At 66.3% G+C, this 18,100-nt stretch carries 19 protein-coding genes; 6 read left to right on the top strand and 13 right to left on the bottom strand.

Going from position 1 to position 18,100, the window contains the following annotated elements:
* Positions 1-31: 31 nt before the first annotated feature.
* Both PAN31108_RS03755 and PAN31108_RS03750 read left to right on the top strand, forming a co-directional pair.
* A complete protein-coding gene (locus tag PAN31108_RS03755) occupies positions 32-760 on the top strand; it encodes a DsbA family protein (RefSeq protein WP_150667847.1) in 729 nt (242 codons plus the stop codon).
* Between the two features lie 67 nt (positions 761-827).
* Complete coding sequence (locus PAN31108_RS03750; RefSeq protein WP_150667555.1) at positions 828-1,448, top strand: NAD(P)-dependent oxidoreductase; 621 nt, start codon at positions 828-830, stop codon at positions 1,446-1,448.
* A gap of 77 nt (positions 1,449-1,525) precedes the next feature.
* Here PAN31108_RS03750 and alkB read toward each other — a convergent pair whose 3' ends face one another.
* The 5 genes from alkB to PAN31108_RS03725 form a co-directional block, all read right to left on the bottom strand.
* Positions 1,526-2,191 (bottom strand): DNA oxidative demethylase AlkB, encoded by a 666-nt coding sequence (gene alkB, locus PAN31108_RS03745; RefSeq protein ID WP_150667554.1) that lies wholly within the window; start codon positions 2,189-2,191, stop codon positions 1,526-1,528.
* A 55-nt stretch (positions 2,192-2,246) separates the two neighbouring features.
* Entirely contained in the window at positions 2,247-3,044 is a 798-nt protein-coding gene (locus PAN31108_RS03740; protein ID WP_370819565.1) for a 2OG-Fe(II) oxygenase, read from the bottom strand.
* A 20-nt stretch (positions 3,045-3,064) separates the two neighbouring features.
* Entirely contained in the window at positions 3,065-4,255 is a 1,191-nt protein-coding gene (ada, locus tag PAN31108_RS03735) for a bifunctional DNA-binding transcriptional regulator/O6-methylguanine-DNA methyltransferase Ada (RefSeq protein ID WP_246183763.1), read from the bottom strand.
* 97 nt (positions 4,256-4,352) lie between these two features.
* Positions 4,353-5,342 (bottom strand): CopD family protein, encoded by a 990-nt coding sequence (locus tag PAN31108_RS03730; RefSeq protein ID WP_150667552.1) that lies wholly within the window; start codon positions 5,340-5,342, stop codon positions 4,353-4,355.
* A complete protein-coding gene (locus tag PAN31108_RS03725) occupies positions 5,342-5,758 on the bottom strand; it encodes a copper resistance CopC family protein (protein ID WP_246183762.1) in 417 nt (138 codons plus the stop codon). Before PAN31108_RS03725 ends, PAN31108_RS03730 begins: the two co-directional genes overlap by 1 nt.
* A gap of 759 nt (positions 5,759-6,517) precedes the next feature.
* Between PAN31108_RS03725 and PAN31108_RS03720 the strand changes: the two genes are divergently transcribed.
* Positions 6,518-7,804, top strand: a complete 1,287-nt coding sequence (locus PAN31108_RS03720; RefSeq protein WP_150667551.1) for a GTP-binding protein — start codon at positions 6,518-6,520, stop codon at positions 7,802-7,804.
* Positions 7,801-8,322 (top strand): 6-pyruvoyl trahydropterin synthase family protein, encoded by a 522-nt coding sequence (locus tag PAN31108_RS03715; protein ID WP_306440130.1) that lies wholly within the window; start codon positions 7,801-7,803, stop codon positions 8,320-8,322. The genes PAN31108_RS03720 and PAN31108_RS03715 overlap by 4 nt, the downstream gene beginning before the upstream one ends.
* 197 nt (positions 8,323-8,519) lie before the next feature.
* On the opposite strand, the gene PAN31108_RS03710 is transcribed toward PAN31108_RS03715, so the two are convergent.
* Entirely contained in the window at positions 8,520-9,239 is a 720-nt protein-coding gene (locus tag PAN31108_RS03710) for a pirin family protein (protein ID WP_150667550.1), read from the bottom strand.
* Between the two features lie 398 nt (positions 9,240-9,637).
* Here PAN31108_RS03710 and PAN31108_RS03705 point away from each other — a divergent pair, with 398 nt between their 5' ends.
* Positions 9,638-10,507, top strand: a complete 870-nt coding sequence (locus tag PAN31108_RS03705) for a PhzF family phenazine biosynthesis protein (RefSeq protein ID WP_150667549.1) — start codon at positions 9,638-9,640, stop codon at positions 10,505-10,507.
* A 146-nt stretch (positions 10,508-10,653) separates the two neighbouring features.
* Complete coding sequence (locus tag PAN31108_RS03700) at positions 10,654-11,238, top strand: IMPACT family protein (RefSeq protein WP_150667548.1); 585 nt, start codon at positions 10,654-10,656, stop codon at positions 11,236-11,238.
* 222 nt (positions 11,239-11,460) lie between these two features.
* Here PAN31108_RS03700 and PAN31108_RS03695 read toward each other — a convergent pair whose 3' ends face one another.
* From PAN31108_RS03695 to PAN31108_RS03665, 7 genes are all read right to left on the bottom strand, one after another.
* On the bottom strand, positions 11,461-11,919 hold the full coding sequence (locus PAN31108_RS03695) for a cupredoxin domain-containing protein (RefSeq protein WP_150667843.1): 459 nt from the start codon (positions 11,917-11,919) through the stop codon (positions 11,461-11,463).
* A 134-nt stretch (positions 11,920-12,053) separates the two neighbouring features.
* Entirely contained in the window at positions 12,054-13,400 is a 1,347-nt protein-coding gene (locus PAN31108_RS03690; protein WP_150667547.1) for a multicopper oxidase family protein, read from the bottom strand.
* On the bottom strand, positions 13,397-15,058 hold the full coding sequence (locus tag PAN31108_RS03685) for a TolC family protein (protein ID WP_150667546.1): 1,662 nt from the start codon (positions 15,056-15,058) through the stop codon (positions 13,397-13,399). Before PAN31108_RS03685 ends, PAN31108_RS03690 begins: the two co-directional genes overlap by 4 nt.
* Entirely contained in the window at positions 15,055-15,624 is a 570-nt protein-coding gene (locus PAN31108_RS03680) for a hypothetical protein (RefSeq protein ID WP_150667545.1), read from the bottom strand. The genes PAN31108_RS03685 and PAN31108_RS03680 overlap by 4 nt, the downstream gene beginning before the upstream one ends.
* Before the next feature lie 261 nt (positions 15,625-15,885).
* Positions 15,886-16,353, bottom strand: a complete 468-nt coding sequence (locus PAN31108_RS03675) for a hypothetical protein (RefSeq protein WP_150667544.1) — start codon at positions 16,351-16,353, stop codon at positions 15,886-15,888.
* 82 nt (positions 16,354-16,435) lie between these two features.
* Entirely contained in the window at positions 16,436-16,840 is a 405-nt protein-coding gene (locus PAN31108_RS03670; protein WP_150667543.1) for a hypothetical protein, read from the bottom strand.
* A gap of 249 nt (positions 16,841-17,089) precedes the next feature.
* Entirely contained in the window at positions 17,090-17,560 is a 471-nt protein-coding gene (locus PAN31108_RS03665; RefSeq protein WP_150667542.1) for a hypothetical protein, read from the bottom strand.
* Between the last annotated feature and the right edge of the window lie 540 nt (positions 17,561-18,100).

Below are 18,100 nucleotides of genomic sequence, written 5' to 3'. Positions count from 1 at the left end.
GCCACGCGCTACATTGCCCACATTGCCCACATTGCCCACATTGCATTACGTCGCCGACCCGCTATGCGGCTGGTGCTACGCAGCCGCACCCCTCGTGCGCGCCGCGCGCGACGTGGCGGGCCTGAACGTCGTGTTTCACGGCGGCGGCATGATGGCGGGCCCGAACGCGCAACCGGTCACGCCGCAACTGCGCAACTACGTCATGCCGCACGATCACCGGATCGCGGCGCTCACCGGTCAGCCGTTCGGCGAGGCCTACTTCGAAGGCCTGCTGCGCGACGGCACCGCCGTATTCGACTCGGCGCCGCCCACGGCCGCCGTGCTCGCCGCGCAGGCGATCGCCGGTCGCGGTCTCGACATGTTCGCCGCGGTGCAGCGTGCGCATTACGTCGACGGCAAACGCATCGCGGATCGCGACGTGCTTGTCGGCCTCGCTAACGATCTCGGACTGGATCGCGACGGGTTCGCCGCAGCGTTCGATGCCCAGGACCCCGCAACGCTCATGGCGCATTTTCGCGACAGCCGTGCATGGCTCGCCCGCGTCGGGGGCAGCGGTTTCCCCACGTTCGCGCTGGAGATCGACGGGCAGTGGGAGCGGCTCGAGGCCGGACATTACCTCGGCCAGCCCGACGCCTGGCGCGACGCGCTGCGTGAGCGTCTGCTTGCCGCCGAAGCGAACAATGCCGCCAATGCCGCGAACGCCGAACCTGATGCCGCCGGCGCGCTGTCGCGGTGCGGCCCGGACGGCTGCGCGCTCTGAGCCGCGTCGTCTGTCGTCTTCCCGAATCCGCATGTCGAATACCGCCCTCACCTCCAGGAGAGTCCTGATGAAAGTCGCTTTGATTGGTATCACCGGCCGCGTCGGTACGCGCGTTGCCGAAGAACTGCTGCAACGTGGTCACACCGTGACGGGTATCGCCCGTAACCCCGAGCGTGTCGAAGCCGAGCAAGGTCTCACCGTGGTCAAGGGCGACGCGGCCGATCCGTCGTCGCTCACGCCGCTGCTTGCCGGGCACGACGCCGTCATCAGCGCCGGCCGCTTCGCGACCATGGACGCCGCCAGGCTCGTCGACGCCGTCAAGCGTGCGGGCGTGCCGCGTCTGCTGGTCGTGGGCGGTGCGGGCAGTCTGGAGATTGCGCCGGGCAAGGCGTTGATCGACACGCCGGACTTTCCGGACGCCTACAAGCCGGAAGCGAGCGCCGGCCGTGAGTTCCTGCAAGTGCTGCGTGCCGAGCCGAAGGATTCGCCGCTGAACTGGACGTTCCTGTCGCCGTCCGCGCTGTTCGAGCCGGGCGAGCGCACCGGCAAGTTCCGCATCGGTGCGGACGCTCTGCTCGTCGACGCCAACGGCAAGAGCTGGATTTCGATGGAAGACTATGCGATCGCGCTGGTCGACGAACTCGAAAAGAACCAGCACCCGCGAGCGCGTTTCACGGTCGGTTATTGAGTTTTTTGCGTTTCTCGAGTTTGGTTTCTATCGCCAGTCTTGAAGACGATGGCAGCGCGCGAAGCCGCCCGGCGGGTTCAGCGCGCCTGCCGGAATGTGAGGTTATAGCGCACGGCCTGCGCGTCGAAGCTGCCTTCGACGCTTGCGATGCCGTGATAGACGAGTCGTGAGGGACCGCCCCACACGACGACGTCGCCCGGTTCCAGCCGCACGCGACGCGTTCGGTCGTTGCGTTGCAGACCCCCCCACAGAAAAATCGCCGGCAATCCCAGCGACACCGACACGATGGGGGCGCCGAGTTCACGCTCGTCGCGATCCTGATGCAGTGTCAGACGCGCGTCGAGCGTGTAGCGGTTGATGAGGCAGGCATCCGGCGAGAAGTCGCGATAGCCGGCAGCCTGAGAGGCGTCACGCGCGAGAGCGACGAACGACGCCGGCATCGACGGCCACGGCTGCTTCGAGAGCGGATCGTGCGTGCCGTAGCGGTAGCCCATCTTGTCGCTGATCCATCCCACTTCCCCGCAATTGGTCATTGCGACCGACATCCGTTTGCCACCCGGCGTGAGCCAGTGACGCAACGGCGCTTGCGCCGTCACGCCGTCGATATCCGTCTGCAACGTCGCCAGACGCGAGCGCGCGAAGCCGCGCAACACGAACGCGCCCGGGCCGAGTGTATCGGTTTGCGGGGCGGTGTCGTGTGCGGCGTCGTGTGCGGCGTCGTTGCCGAAGAGGTCGAGCGTCATTTCACTTCAGGGACTTTCGTGGATTCTCGTGGGCTGGCGTGCCCTGTATGACGCGTCATGTCGCGTCGTGCAGGATCACGCCCAGCGTGTACCGATGACCGCTGCGTAAGCGGCTCACGCCGTGCCGCATGTTGACGCTATACACACCGCGCGTGCCGTTCACCGGCCGGTGATGCACGGCGAACACGACCGCGTCTCCCTGCATGAGCGGCACGACTTCGGCGCGCGACTGCATGCGCGGGCGCTGCTCGGTCAGTACGAACTCGCCACCCGTAAAGTCCTCGCCGGGTTGTGACAGCAAGATCGCCACCTGCAACGGGAAGACATGATCCCCATAGAGGTCCTGGTGCAGACAATTGTAGTCGCCCGCTGCGTAACGCAGCAGCAGCGGCGTAGGGCGGCGCTGTCCGGCCTCGTGGCACTGCGCGAGGTAGGCGCGATGCGTCGACGGATAACGGGTGTCGATGCCCATCGCCTTGTGCCAGCGGTGCGCAATGTCGCGTAACGGCGCATAGAACGCTTCGCGCAACCCGGCGACGAGCGACGGCAGCGGGTAGGCGAAGTACTGATATTCGCCTTGTCCGAAACCGTGACGCGCCATCACGATCCGACTGCGAAAACGCCCGGACGTCGGTGCGGTGCCGGGGCGTTCCTGCGATTCGCTTGAACCGCTCGATCCCTTCGATCCCTTCGCTGCCTTCGATCCGTTTGCGTCCCCGTACATCTCGCAAAGCCCGGCACATGCCTGTGCGCTTAGCAGACCGGGAATGCGCGCCGCGCCGAAGCCGTTGAGTTCGTCTTCCAGCGCGGCCCAGTCGAGCGACGGCACACGCTCGCTTATTGCTTCATTCATCGCTTCGGTCGCCGCTTCGTTCATCGCGTGCCCTTCGCGTCGGCGTCGCCACGTTCGTCGCGCTCATGCGCGAGCAACGCGCGCTTGCGCTCGACACCCCAGCGGTACCCCGAGAGTGCGCCGTCGTTGCGCACGATTCGGTGGCAGGGAATCGCCACGGCCAGGGTATTCGACGCGCAGGCCTGTGCCACGGCACGTACGGCGCGAGGCGACCCGATGCGCTCGGCGATCTGCGCGTAGCTTGCCGTCTCGCCGGCGGGCACGTCGCGCAGCGCTTGCCATACGCGTTGCTGGAACGCTGTGCCGCGCACGTCGAGCGGCAGCGACAGGCCGACGTGCGGTGACTCCACGAAGCCCACGACCTGCGCCACCCAGCGCTCGAATTCGGCGTCGGCGCCCACGAGTTCGGCTTGCGGGAAACGGTCCTGCAATTCGCGCACGAGTGCGTCCGGATCGTCGCCGAGCGAGATCGCGCACAGACCGCGCGGCGTCGCCGCGACCAGCAGCGCGCCGAGCGAGCACTGCGCGACCGCGAAGCGAATCGACTCGGCTTTGCCGCCCGCACGGAACGCAGCGGGCTTCATGCCGAGCAGGGCATCGGCACTGGCGTAGAAGCGGCCGTTGGAGTTGAAGCCTGCGTCGTAGTAAGCCGACGTCACGCTCGCGGCGGCAGGCAGTGCGTCGCGCACGCGTTCGGCACGGCGGGCATTCGCGTAAGCGCGCGGCGTGACTCCCGTCACCGAGCGGAACAGCCGGTGGAAGTAGTGCGGGCTGAGACCCGCCTGCGCGGCGAGCGTCTCCAGCGTTGGCGGTACATCGGCCGTCTCGATCTGGCGGCAGGCGGCCGTCACCAGGGCGGCATGGCGCGCCTCGGGCGCGTCCTGATCGGGCTTGCAACGCTTGCACGGACGAAAGCCGGCCCGCTGCGCCGATGCCGTATCGGGATGGAACGCCACGTTTTCCCGCCGGGCGAGGCGTGCGCCGCACGACGGACGACAATACACGCCGGTGGTGCGCACCGAGTAGAAGAATTCGCCGTCCGCCTGCTTGTCGCGCGCGACGACGGCGGCCCATCGGGCGTCGTCGGTGGCGTAGCGGGGTTGGCTTGATGCGGCAGATGAAGCACGTCCGTCAGACTTGACCTGACGCTGACTTGCGGCATCACTGCGCGGCATCGACGGACGTTTTGCGGTCATAGGATGAGGTTGCATCGCGAGGATCTCCCGAGGACTGATGACTTGCCTTCAGTCTAGGGAGCGCGTCGCGTTGCTGCGCTCCGTTTCTTGCTATTGAATTCGACGAATGCCGTCAGACGCCGGGCGGCATGGTCGTGCCGAGTTTCGCGGCAAGGCTCATCACCATCACCAGAACGAGCGCCTCGACGGCTACCACGCGCGCGAAGGCGGTCGTGTCGAACGGCGTCTCGCCGGTGTCGAGCGCCAGACGCGGCAGAAAGTGCCAGCGATTCCATGCCCCCAGCAGGGCGGCGCACGCGACGAGCACGAGTTTCGTCACGAGCCACGCCAGATAAGGCGCATTTTGCGCCGAAAACCACAGCGAGGCATTCTCGCCGAGCGTTCGCCACGCGTTGAAGGCCCCCGTCACCAGCGCGACGACCATGGCCAGTGTCGCGACGGACGACAACCGGTCGCCGTAGGCCGCACGCGCGCCGACGGGCCAGTGCCGCCAGCCGGGAATCGCGCATCCGGCAACGAGCAACGCGCCGGTCCACGCCGCCGCCGCCGCGACGTGCAGCGTATGAATGCCGATGGCGAGCCACGGCGTGACGGCATCGGCCGCATGCCCGGTGCCCGCCCGCGCCAGCGCGAGAATTACCGCACCGGCTGCGTAGACCCCACGGGCGTAACGTTCCTGACGATGCTCGCGACGGCGATGCCGGTCACGCGGATCGTCCGCGACGGGCATGACGGCGCGCAGGCGCCGCCGCGCGTCGTACCACGCCCATGCGCCCGCACACAGCAGCGCGGCGCCGAGGCCGGCGATCCACTGCGCGCGGCCGAAATGCGATTGCGTGAGCACCAGCCATACATCGCCGGCCATGGCGGACAAGGTTTCCCAATCGCCGCCGGTCATCGCCTCGGTGCTCGCAAGCACGTAGGCGAGCCACGCGAGCAGCGCCAACCCCGCCGCGAAAGCGGGCAGCACACGCAGGGTGAGCCCTCGCCGCACCGCGTGCGGGCTTCGTAGCAGCAATACGCCGAGGGCGAGCGCCAGCGCGAGATCGAGCAGGCCCGCCGTGGCGGGCTGCCAGGTCCCGGCGGCCAGGTCCGCCGACATCACTTCACGGTGAACTTGAAGTTGCCTTGGGTGCGATGGCCGTCGCTGGCCACGGCGACCCAGTTCGCCTGATAGTCACCGGCCGCCAGCGCGGGAACGGCGAGCGTGAGGGTCTTGCGCGCCGCGTCGAGTTCGGGCTTGGCGTCGGTGACGGCCTTGCCCTTCGCATTGACGACGGTGAGCTTGGAGAGCGCGCCTTCGAGCGCCGAGTCGAACGTCACGCGTACCGCCTTCGGGGCCTCGACCGTTGCCTGGGCGGCCGGCTCGCTCGACGCGAGGTGCGCATGCGCCCACGCGCCCTGCGAGAGACCGGTCAGGCCGATGGCGGCCGCCATGGCGAGACCTTGGACGGCGCGACGCAGGCCGTTGGCACGGCGAGGGCGGGCTGCGTGGGAGACGAGCTTGGAAGTACGCATATGGGATTCGGGTAAGAACGAGAAGATCGCAAAGTCATCGGTAAGGCAACGGCGGCAGGACGTCGTTGCGGGGATGTCGTGAGACAGACGCCGCAAACATCGCAATGCCGCCGCACTCCATGGCAGAACCACGGGGCAGAAGCACGGGGTCGGACACCACCGAAGCGCCCGCAGGATGTACGCAAACTGCGCTGCCTGCGCAGTATCGCAGACCTTGCAGACCGGCGCTGCGACTCGCGGGTTCCCTTCGCCACGCGGCGGCGCGGCAAAGTGTCGCGCCGCTTCCGCGGGTTTCGGGTGGCGAACTTGACGGCTGACGACCAGAAAGCCTATCACCCAAGGAAATGTCGGTTATGTGCAACTCAGTTGCAAAATACGGATGGCCGCCGTATCATCGCGCAATATTGCAACTGTGTTGCATGTAGACGATGTTAGCGATGTTAGTGCGGCTGCGAAACGTGCGGTGACGGCAAGCGAGGCAGGCATGGCCACAGGTCATCGCCGGCGGCTTGCCGACACGGCAGGAATCCTCCGCCATGCGATGTCCGGTGGTTGGCTGGCATCGCCACGAATGCGCGCCGACGCGCCCGCGATGGCGTGACGTCGCGCCGGTCCCCCCCGAACGGCGCGCGCCAACGGCGTCACCACCCGCTGTGCCGGTCTTCCCAGGCGCCGGCGCGGGGCGTCATCCCGATGAGAAGTCGTCGGCGCGCATCCTTCGGGCGAAAGCCTGCCCCCAAAACACAGGACTTTGTTGTCATGACTCACCCGCTCGCTTCCACCGGTCAACCCGATCAAAAGGACCGTCGTCTTCCCGTGACGGTGCTCTCCGGATTTCTTGGCGCCGGCAAGACCACACTGCTCAATCATGTGCTGCGCAATCGCGATGGCCTGCGTGTGGCCGTCCTCGTGAACGACATGAGCGAGGTGAACATCGACGCCTCGTTCGTCGAGCGCGGGGCGATCAACGCCGGGGCGGCGCTCTCGCGCACCGAAGAGCGTCTCGTCGAGATGAGCAACGGTTGCATCTGCTGCACGCTGCGCGAGGACTTGCTGATCGCCGTGCGCGAACTTGCGCAGGATGGACGCTTCGACTATTTGCTCATCGAATCGACCGGCATTGCCGAGCCGATGCCCGTGGCGGCGACCTTCGAATTCCGTGACGAGGCCGGGCAATCGCTGGCGGATGTCGCACGTCTGGACACGATGGTCACGGTCGTCGACGCCTTGCACGTGCTTCAGGACTTCAACGGACTGGATACGCTCGCGCAACGTGGCGAAGTCGCGGGCGAGGAAGACGAGCGACGTCTCGCGGAGCTGCTCACCGAGCAGATCGAGTTCGCCGACGTGGTCGTGGTGAGCAAGGTGGATTGCGTCGACGCGTCGCAACTCGACGCCGTCAAGGCGCTGATCACCGGTCTGAATCCCTCGGCCAAAATCGTGCTCGGCGACCGCGGGCAAGTGCCGCTCAACGAGGTGCTGGGCACCGGCCGCTTCAATCCCGATCGCGCCGAGCAGATGGCGGGTTGGGCGCAGGCGCTCGCGGGTGAACATGACTCGGAGGCCGATACCTACGGCGTTTCGAGCTTCGTGCTGCGTCAGCGCGAGCCGATGCATCCGGCGCGTTTCGCGTCGTTCATGTCGATGCCGTTCGACGGCCTGATTCGTGCGAAAGGGTACGTCTGGGCCGCGAATCGCCCGGCGTGGGCGCTGGCCTATTCGCGTGCCGGCAATACGGCAACGCTCGAAGCGATCGGCCAATGGTGGGCTGCGGCCGACCCCGAGCAATGGCCGCCCGTCGGTGATCCGCAGCGAACGGCCATCGAAGCGAATTGGGAGGCGCCGTGGGGCGACCGTATCAATGAAGTGGTCTTCATCGGACGCGATCTCGATCGCGACGCCATCGAGAAAGCATTTCAGGCATGTCGCCTGAGCGTTGTCGAACTGGCGCAGGGCGACGCCGCGTGGCGTGACGCGGATCACGCATTGCCGCTGGAAATGGCGGAAGACGCGGGCGCGGAAGATGCCGTGGGCGTGAGCGCATGAGTCGCGAGCGTGCGCCGAAGGCCACGGGCATGCGTGCGTCGCATCTGTCCCAAGCGTTATCTGAGCCACGTGAGCGCTCACTGAATCGAACGGCGCCGCGCCGCGCACGCACGCATGCGTCGTCCGGCACGCGAGCGCAGTTCACGTTGTCGCGCAGCTTCGTTTTCGAAGCGGCGCATACGCTCAACCGCCGCGATATCGACCTGCCGAGCATGGACGCGAGTCGTCGCATTCACGGCCATAGTTACCGGGCGACGGTCGAAGTGACGGGCGTGCCGACCGGCGAGTCGGGCATGGTGGTCGATCTCGGGCAACTGGACGTTGTGCTCGCGCGCGTGAGCCAACGCCTCGATCATCGTCTGCTCGACGATGTTGCCGGGCTGGGGCCGGCCACCCTGGAGAACTTGTGCGCCTTCATCTGGCGCGCGCTGGCGCCGCATCTCTTGGGACTCTCGCGCGTGACAGTCAGCCGTGACTTACGCGGCGACGCGTGCTCGTTGACGATGCACGCGGCTTGAGCGGTCGGGCACACGCGCAAGCGAGCGTGTCGCGCGAGGTATTGACTTGCGCGAGCATCCGGCGCCGGCCCAAAAAGAAGCGGCCGGCACCCTGAGGTACCGGCCGCGTGGACACCGAGGGAAGGCGGTGTCCGAGGGGCGGCGCACGGCGGGAAGCTGTCCGTACGCCGCATCCACCCGTTGCGTGTCGCGCCGTCTTAAAAATCGGGCGTTTCCACCGGACGGAGATCGAACACGAGCACTTCGGCGTCGCTGCCGTTGGCGAGCGTGAGCGCGGTTTCGTCACGCACCCGCACACCATCCCCTTCACCCAGCGCCACACCGTTCACACTGACGCTGCCGCGTGCCACGTGCACATAGGCGTAGCGGTTCGGTGCGAGCGTGAGCGTGGCCGACTCGTCGCCGTCGAACAATCCGGCATACACGCGCGCATCCTGATGGATGTGCAGCGAGTTGTCGCTGCCGTCCGGCGAGATGATCTTGCGCAACTGGCCGCGCTTTTCTTCCGGCGTGAAGCGTTGTTGCTGATACTCGGGGGCGATGCCCGTCTGGTTCGGCACGATCCAGATTTGCAGGAAGTGCACCGGCGACGTCGGCGAGTGGTTGAACTCGCTATGCGCGACACCGCGCCCGGCGCTCATCAATTGCACGTCGCCCGGCTCGATCACCGATCCTGTGCCCATGGTGTCCTTGTGTTCGAGCGCGCCTTCGAGCACGTACGAAAAAATCTCCATGTCGCGGTGCGGGTGCTTGCCGAAGCCCTGCGCCGGGGCGACCCGGTCGTCGTTGATCACGAGCAGATCGGAAAAGCCGACTTGCTTCGGATCGTAGTAATTCGCGAAGGAGAAGGTGTGGCGCGAGCTCAGCCAGCCATGGTCGGCAACGCCTCGGTCCGCAGCTTTTCTGATGTCCAGCATGATGGGCTCCTGTCTTCATTGTGTCGTTAATCGGCCTAAGTGGCCCCGATGAATGACATTTTAGAGTCCCCTGAGGAAACCACAATCCACCTGAATTGAGAATAATTGTCCTATTTTAGATGACAATTGAAGCGGTGCCGTCGCGTGAATTTCCGGCATCGGGACAGGCGATTCCTAGGGCACGGGGTAACGGCGGCGCAAAACGTGTCGAAAGCGGTGCAGGAGTGCGCGTGCCAGGCGCCGATGTGCGAGACTACGAGCCTTCATTCGAAAGGTCAGCCAGCCGGCCCGCGCAATGGCAGAAACGGCAGGCAAGGTTGATCCGCTGGCGGTCGCTCATGCTCATGAGGTGTGGGGGCCGCGTCACGATCCGAGCCACCCATTACTGGAGCATCGTCATGAGCCGCAGTTACGCCTTCCGTATCGTCAATGTCTTCGCCGAATCCACGTTCGGTGGCAATCCGTTGTGCGTGTTCGAAGACGCACGCGGCATGCGCGACGACGAGATGCGATTGCTGGCGCGACAGTTCAACCTGTCCGAGACGACGTTCATCCTGCCGTCCGAGACCGCCGACGCTCACGTGCGCATCTTCACGCCCGGTTACGAAATGCGCTTCGCGGGGCACCCGACGCTCGGCACGGCCCACGTGTTGCGCGCCATGCGCAATATTGGCGACAACGTGACGTTGCAGTTCGCCGCCGGTCTGGTGCCGGTGCAGGCGCAGGGCGATCACTGGACGCTCACGGCGCCCTCGTCCGGCGAGCCGAAGATCGAGAAGGCGACCGAGGCGGATTCGGACATCGCGGCGCTCGTGCGTCTGGGGCGCGACGACCTCGCGCAATCACCGCAGTGGGTCGACACCGGTGCCGATCAATTGCTGATTCCGGTGCGCAATGCCGATGCGGTCGCGCGTGCGCAGCCTGACAGCGCGAAGCTGGAGCGCTGGCCGCTTTCCAGCCTTGAGCGCAAGACCGGCTACGTGTTTTCCATCGACGACCGGACGGGCGACGAATTGCAGGTCACGGCGCGCTACTTCTTCACGACGCAGGGCGGCGGCGTAAGTGAGGATCCGGGCACGGGATCGGCGTGCGCCAATCTGGGCGGCTGGCTGATCGGGCAGGGATACCCGCTGCCGGTGCGCGCGCGCGTGTCGCAGGGCGACGCGATCGAGCGTCCGTGCCGCCTGACGCTCGAAGTCACGGCCAATCGCGAGATTCGTGTCGGTGGAAATGTGATCGAAATCGCACGCGGCGAGGTGAGTCTCTAAGGCATCAGAGCACCGGGGCACAAGGGCACCAAGGGTACTGGGGCGCCAGGACACCAAGAGCAGGCAATCGAGCACGTCAGCACGAAGGTGTCTGGGGCCGGCAAGGCAATCGAGCAGGCAAGTCAGGGGCGAGGGACAACAGTCGTATGTACGCATTGGCAGCACCGGTGGAGACCGAGCTGGACATCAGAAAGAGCCGGTTCATCGGCATTGTCATGCCCGTGGCCTCGCGCGAGGCGGCCATGCGCGAACTTGCCGCGCTGCGCGTGCGGTATCCGAACGCCACGCATTACTGCTGGGTTTTGTTGTGCGATGGCGCATCGGGTTTCGACGACGACGGCGAGCCGGGAGGCACCGCCGCCAAGCCGATGTACAACGTGCTCATGCACAAAGGACTGGCGAACGTATTCGCGGTGGTCGTGCGTTACTACGGTGGCATCAAGCTCGGCGCGGGCGGACTCACGCGAGCGTACGGACAAGCGGTGAGCGAAGCTTTGAAGCTGTCGACGCTCACCGCTGTCGAACCGACGGTCGAGCCCCGGTATCGCTGCACATTCGCGCATGAGGCGACGTTGCGCCGGCTGGCGGAGCGTCATGCGGCGCAGGTGCTCGACGTCGCCTATGACGAGGCCGTCACCCTGCGGCTCCGGCTGAAAGTGCGTGACGTCGACGCATTCGAGGCCGATGCCACGCAAGCGCTTAGCGGCGGCCTCGAACGCTGTCCGGACTGAAGCGGTAGACGATCCGCCATCCAACGAGGTCACGACGAGGTCACGCTTACCGGCGAGGGTGATGTCTTCGGCGCCCTCGCTCACACGCCTGACATGGCGTCGCAAACGCCGTGGGCGTCCCTCCCGCAAATGCAGGCCCGGGATTGCCGCCCTCGTCGCGCGACGCTCAACGCTTAACGCCCAACGCTTAACGCCCAACGCTTAACGCCCAACGCCCAACGCTCAACGCACGTTGATCACGCCTTTCATCCCGGCTTCGAAATGGCCCGGTTCGAGGCATGCGAAGTCCACCGTTCCGGCCTGGGTGAAGCGCCATACGAGTGTCTTTTTCTGACCGGGCTCGACGGTCACGGCGTTCGGTTCTGCGTGGCTCATGCCCGGCATCTGCTGCATCATCTTCGCGTGCTCCGCGAGCGAGGCCGCCGTGCCCAGCGTCAGTTCATGACGGATCTTGCCGTTGTTCGTGACCACGAAGCGTACCGTGTCACCCCGTTTGACGGTGAGCGTGGCGGGCGAGAAGCGCATGGTGTCGCGCATGTCGACGTCGACGGTACGCGTGGCGTTGGCGTCGACCCCCGGTTCACCGATAGCGGTCGCTTCACCGCCGTGGCCGTGCTGCATGTGCATGGCGTGCGCCTCGTCGGCGAGCGCGGGCTTGGCAAAACCGACGAGCGCAAGCATTGCCGCGCCGAGCAGCACGGTGGCGTTGGGGAACTGGCGACGTGACGAGGCGCCCCTTCCGACCGGCGAGTCAGAAGGTGAGGTCACGTCGGCGGCGATCGGCGAGGTGGCGGGCGAAGCGATGTGCGAACGAATCATGATTTGACTCCGGTTTTGCTCGTGCTGGCGGGCTGACGATAGGTAGAGGGTAACGCTGAAGTGCTGCCTTGCCACGGGCTCGCGACGGAGCCGCGTGGCGCGCGATACCAGCCGGGATCGCGATAACTGTCGCGCGGCAGGTCTTGCCGCACTTTCAGGGTGGTGAACATGCCGCCCATTTCGATGGGACCGTACGGGCCGGTGCCGGTCATCATCGGCAGCGTGTTTTCGGGCAACGGCATTTCCATGCCGTTCATCGAAGCGCCCGTCGCGCCCATGGTCATGTAATCGGGAATGATGCGCGCGATCTTCGTGGCGATCTCGCGCTGATTCACACCGAGCATGGTGGGCACGTCGTGCCCCATCGGGTTCATGGTGTGGTGCGACTTGTGGCAGTGGAAGGCCCAGTCGCCGGGTTCGGTGGCGTCGAACTCGATGGCGCGCATCTGACCCACGGCGACATCGGTCGTCACTTCCGGCCATTGCGCGCCGGGTGGGACCCACCCGCCGTCGGTGCCCGTCACTTTGAATTCGTGTCCGTGCAGATGGATCGGGTGATTCGTCATCGTGAGATTGCCGATTCGAATCCGAACCCGGTCCCCCTGTCGGGCGACCAGGGGATCGATGCCCGGAAACGCGCGGCTGTTCCACGTCCAGAGACTGAAGTCCGTCATCTCGTTCACGCGGGGCGTGCGCGTGCCGGGATCGATGGCGTAGGCGTTGATGAGGAACACGTAATCCCGATCGACCGGCAGGAACGACGGATCTTTCGGGTGCGTTACCCAGAAACCCATCATGCCCATCGCCATTTGCATCATCTCGTCGGCGTGCGGGTGATACATGAATGTGCCGGGACGCTTGGCTTCGAACTCGTACACGTATGTCTGGCCCGGCGCGATCGCACGCTGATTGAGTCCCGCGACGCCGTCCATGCCGTTGGGCAAGCGCTGACCATGCCAGTGCACGCTCGTCGCTTCGGGAAGCTTGTTGGTGACGTAAAGGCGTACGCGGTCGCCTTCGACCACTTCGATGGTCGGCCCGGGGCTTTGGCCGTTGTAGCCCCAAAGGTTCGCCTGCATGCCCGGTGCGATTTCACGCACGACGGGTTCGGCCACGAGGTGGAATTCCTTGACGCCATTGCGCATGCGCCACGGCAATGTCCAGCCGTTGAGCGTGACGACAGGGCGGTACGGACGGCCGTTGGGCGGGGCGAGCGGTTTTGCGGTGCTGGCGTCGTCGCGGGTTGCGGCGTCCGGTAGTGCGGCAAGGCTGGTGCGTTCGACGGCGGCCGCGCCCATGACGGCGAGGCTGGCGTCACGCAGGAATCGTCGGCGCGAGGTCATGCGCCACCTCCGTGTTGGTGGGATTGTGAGGGTTGCGCGGGTGTCGCGGCAGGTGCGGCAGGTGTGACAGGTGTGACAGGTGTGGTGGGCGGCGTTTGCGCAGGCGCAGCCGAGGCCCCGGACGTGGCCGAGGAAGCGGGCGCTGTCGCCGATGACGCTGATGATGCCGATGCCGATGCCGCCGCCGCCGCCGACGACGACGGAGCGGGCGATGCCGTCAAGGTCGATGCGACCGGCTCGCCGCCCCCGACGCTTTCGCGAAATGCGGTGTCTGCAAGCCAGTAATCGGATGTGGCGTCGATATAACCGAGCACCGTATCGCGCTGCTCGCGCGCGTCCGTCAGCAGATCGAAGACGCTGGCGAGCATGCCGTTGTAGCGCAGCAGCCACTCGTCGGACACGCGCTGGCGCATCGGCAGAATGGTCGTGCGGTAGTGCTCGGCAATGTCCCATGCCGCCAGGGTCTGGGCACGACGCGTCCTGACGTCCGCGCGCGCGGCCACGGCAACATCCGCCAGACGGTCGAGGCTTTGGCGATAGCGGGCCTCGGCGCCGGCCACACGCGTCGAGCCCCAGTCGAACAGTGGCACCTCCAGCGAGATTTCGTAGCCGTGCTCGCTGGGCGAACCGGTCGCGCTGTTGTTGCGATAGGCCGTGTCGAGCACGTTGACGAACCGTGTGACGCGCGTCAGCCCAAGGTCGCTCGCAGTGGCGTCGAGCGCGACGCGTGCGGCACGAACATCGGCGCGTTCGCGGATCGCCTGCGCTTCGGCGTCAGGCCATGCAGGACGCGTGCGTGGCATCTCGGGCAAACGCGCGGGCAAGGTGAAGCCGAGTTGCTGACCCCATAGCCCCATCTGTCGCGCCAGTTGCTCGCGCGCCCCGTTGGCTTGCTCGCGGGCGCGGGCGAGACGCGTGGCCGTGTCTGCGTAGACGAGATTCTCCTGCGTGCGGCGCATTGCGCTGAAGTTGCCTGCGCGCGCCATGCCGTCGGCGAGTTCGCTGGCGGCTTGCGTCGCGAGGCTGGTCTGTTCGAGGATCTGCACGCGCTCCTGCGCCGCGACCGCTTCGATCCAGGCGCGCCGGGTGAGCGTTGCCTGTTCGACGACGGCCTGCGTCACCTGCGCCTGCACCTGTGCGAAGCGGCGTGCCTCGACACGGGAGGCGAGCGGCATCGTCAGCACACGGACGAAGTCGATGCCCCACGTGCGCTCGATGCTGACGTCGCCTCCGCCCTGAACGCGCTGGAACGCGAAGCGCGGATTGGGCAGGCGTCCGGCCTGCACCAGCGAAGCCTCGGCAATGCCGAGTTCTGCATAGGTCGCCTGCAAACCTCGATGGTTGAGCAGCGTAAGGCGAACGGCGGCGTCCATGTCGAGCGGACGAGCGAGCAAGTCGTCGCGCTCTTTCGCGAGCGCCTGCGCGGTGGCGTCGTCGCGTGCCCATACAGCCGGTTTGCCGAGGCGTTGTTGCGTTGCGTCGGCGACAGGTTTGAAGCCGCCGTCGTCGCTGAACGTCGCGCAGCCCGACAGCGCGAGCACGGCAAGTGCCGCCAGTACGAGTGGGGTCCGGCGCCGCAACCGTTTTTTCGGTTCTGCGGCGCGCCGTGTGACCGGCGTCGCGGACGGTGCGAGCGGCAATGAAAGCGCGCTGATCATCGTACGCCTCCTTGCATGGCGTGGCCCGCATGCGGATCGTCCGCTGCACCGGAGGCCGGCGTCATGGGCATGGCGTGCCCCATTGCCTCGTGCCCGGACATTGCGGGGGCCGCTGCGCCGGAAGCCGGCGTCATGGGCATGGCGTGCCCCATTGCCTCGTGCCCGGACATTGCGGGGGCCGCCGCACCGGAAGCCGGCGTCATGGGCATGGCGTGCCCCATCGCCTCGTGCCCGGACATTGCGGGGGCCGTTGCGCCGGAAGCCGGCGTCATGGGCATCGACATCGGCATCGACATCGCGTGGCCCATGCCGGCATGTCCGGCACCGGACACACTGGCATTGATCGCACGCCAGTCGCCGGTGGCGACGGACAGCGCCGGTCGGGCGAAGTCGTGCAACACGCCGTCGGGAAGCGCGCCGACGGGGGCGTCGGGAGATGCCGGATCGGTCGCGTCCGGCGGCGGTGCTGCACTCTGCGCGCCGATGGCGGGCGCGGCGCCCGCGCCCCATAGCGATAGCGCGATCGGCACACACCATGCGTGCCGTTGTAAGGAGAGAAACGTCATCGAAAGACTCGTCGTGCTGGCGATGCCGGACATCGCGGCGCGCGGCGCCAATGGCTCGCACACCGTCCGGCGTCGCATGTTCATCTGGCAGACGGACTCGTGGCACAGGCGACAGGCGTACGGGCATACAGGCGTACGTCAGCCGGTCGCAGGACAGTGCGTCAGGTCAGTCCGACGGGGGAACGGAGACGGCGAGCATCCGGTGCGAACGCTTGCGGCATGGGTTGATGCCGACACGGCGTACGACCCGATGCAGGGCCGTCAGGCGACGAAGGCTTTGGGGGGACGTTCGAGAACGGCGACGACGGCGCTCGTGGCCGACGTGCGCAGGAAAGGGATGGCCGTGGACGGTTGGGCGTCCGGCAAACGCAACACGAGGTTCGGCGGCAGCGCCGTGCACACGACGCACGCGGCACAGGCGGAGCAACTGCTGTGATGGCTATACGCGCTTTGCGAATCCTGAGACGCCGCATGGGCGTCGCCGCTCATTGCGGTTGTGCCGACGTCGTCGTGATGGTGCATGGCGTCCATCGCGTCCGAACCCATCGTTGCGTGATGCATTTCCCTCATGGCCGCCGTGTCGCCTTGCACGACGGTGGCGGCCATCGACATCGACATCGAACTCGCAGACGTTCCGGGCGCACAATGCGTGCGCAGCGCGGCCATGGCCTGCAACGGCATGGTCACGCATAACAGCATCAGCACGAGAAGTTTGCGCCAGCGATTCATGCCGCGCAGTCTAGCACCGCCCGCCTGCGAATCGCAAATCGAAGTGAGGCACCCCATCGTGAACATTGTGGCGGCGATGCTATCAATGCTCAAACAGATGAAACGTTTCGAAATGCGTGCGCCGTCTCGACAAGGCGACGAGATTGACGATGCAAACGACCGCGACCAGTACGAATAACGGCGCTGAAACCTCGATCGTGTCGCGCGCCAGCAGCGAGAAGACCGTCAACACGATCATGAGGCTGAGCAACACGCGGTGCAGCCAGGCGGCCAGACGCAGATGCCGCTCGGACTGCGCGACCAGGACCACGAGCGAGACATAGAAAGGTGCGGCAATCAGGGCGAGGACGAGCAGCGCGAGCAGCACGCCGAGCACACTGGCGAGGAGTCCGTGTCCGTCTGGGGCGCTTGATTGCACGCCCACGACGGTCGCCGCCGCGAGATAGAGCAGCATCAGACCATCCAGAACGATCGCGAGTCGGTTCATGACATCTCTCCGGCGGAAAAGGTGCGGAGGAAAAAGCGCTCCCTGCAATACGACGGCAGCCAGGGCGTCGGACATTCCGAACTTCCGGTCTCACAGGCGTGGGTGAAGGGCGGGTGGCGGAACCCTCGCCGGTGGCAGGCCAGACTAGCGGCGTCACACGATAATTCCGTGACAGCGGCCGGCGTGTCGGTGGCCGTATCCGTGGCCGTATCCGTGGCCGTGTCGGTAGCCATATCGCGGTGGCCGTCGTCAGCGGGGCGGTGTTGGCGTCGCGCAGGGCCCCAGTCCGCTGTCCGACGCTGAGCAGCCGGGCAGCATGAGGCCGAGCCAGACGGCAGCCGCGTCGATGCTCGCCGGGTCCGACGCCGCCTGCAAACGGTAGATCGCAACGTTGCCGCAGTCGTCGGCGCAGTACAAATCGCGCTCCAGATCGGCCGCGACATCGAGCCGCTGCTGGACGCGGTAGAAGCCCAGCGGCGTGAGATCCTGCACCAGCGCGGCGAGCGTTTCAGGGTAGAGATAGATGTGGGACGGCCAATGACCGTGGCGCAGGCGAAACTTACCGAGCGCGCCGAGTACGTGCGCCAGCGTGCCGCCGTGACCGCGAACGACGTCGATCAGAAACGACGCGCCGCACCCGCTCGACGGCGTCGGACGCGGTGTGGGCGCCGGGTCCGGCTCGTCGGGGCGAAGACCGCCGGGAGGCGTGGGATGTCCCACGGCTTACCCCGCGCCGTGCGCGATTGCGCATGTGAGCCGAAGTCGGCGCACCGCTGACGATGTACGGATATTCACAAACCCTCCGTCGACTGTCAGGAGGTGAGTGCCCAGTGAATATTGGTCTTGTGATTCGATAGTTGCAGAGCCGCGCGGCAGACGAAATCCGCACTTTCGCTTAGTCCGTCGGCATGAGGGCGGGAGAGCGGCGCGCCCAAACGGAAACCGGCGGGCTAAGCCGCCGGTTGAGGCCCCATCGGGGCATCGCCAGCCGCGTGTACCGTCGCGGCATGGTATGGGCCAAGGAGACTTGGCGCCAGCAGGCATTGCCGTCACGCACTGAACCCCTAAGGGTTCCCGGCCGTACCCATGCAGCTTCGCTGCGATTCGAGTATAGGTCGCCTGCGTCGTGCGCCAATCGGCTTTTTAGATGAGCGCGGCCCATGTCCCCAACGCGAACTATCGGCCAGACGCGCACTCGAATTGACGCACGATTTCCCTTGTGACCGTGGTTTCGTCAGCGCAGACTTTGCGTTCTAATGG

Source organism: Pandoraea anhela (assembly GCF_902459655.1).
In the GTDB taxonomy this organism is placed as follows: domain Bacteria; phylum Pseudomonadota; class Gammaproteobacteria; order Burkholderiales; family Burkholderiaceae; genus Pandoraea; species Pandoraea anhela.
This window is presented reverse-complemented; position numbering and strand designations above follow the sequence as displayed.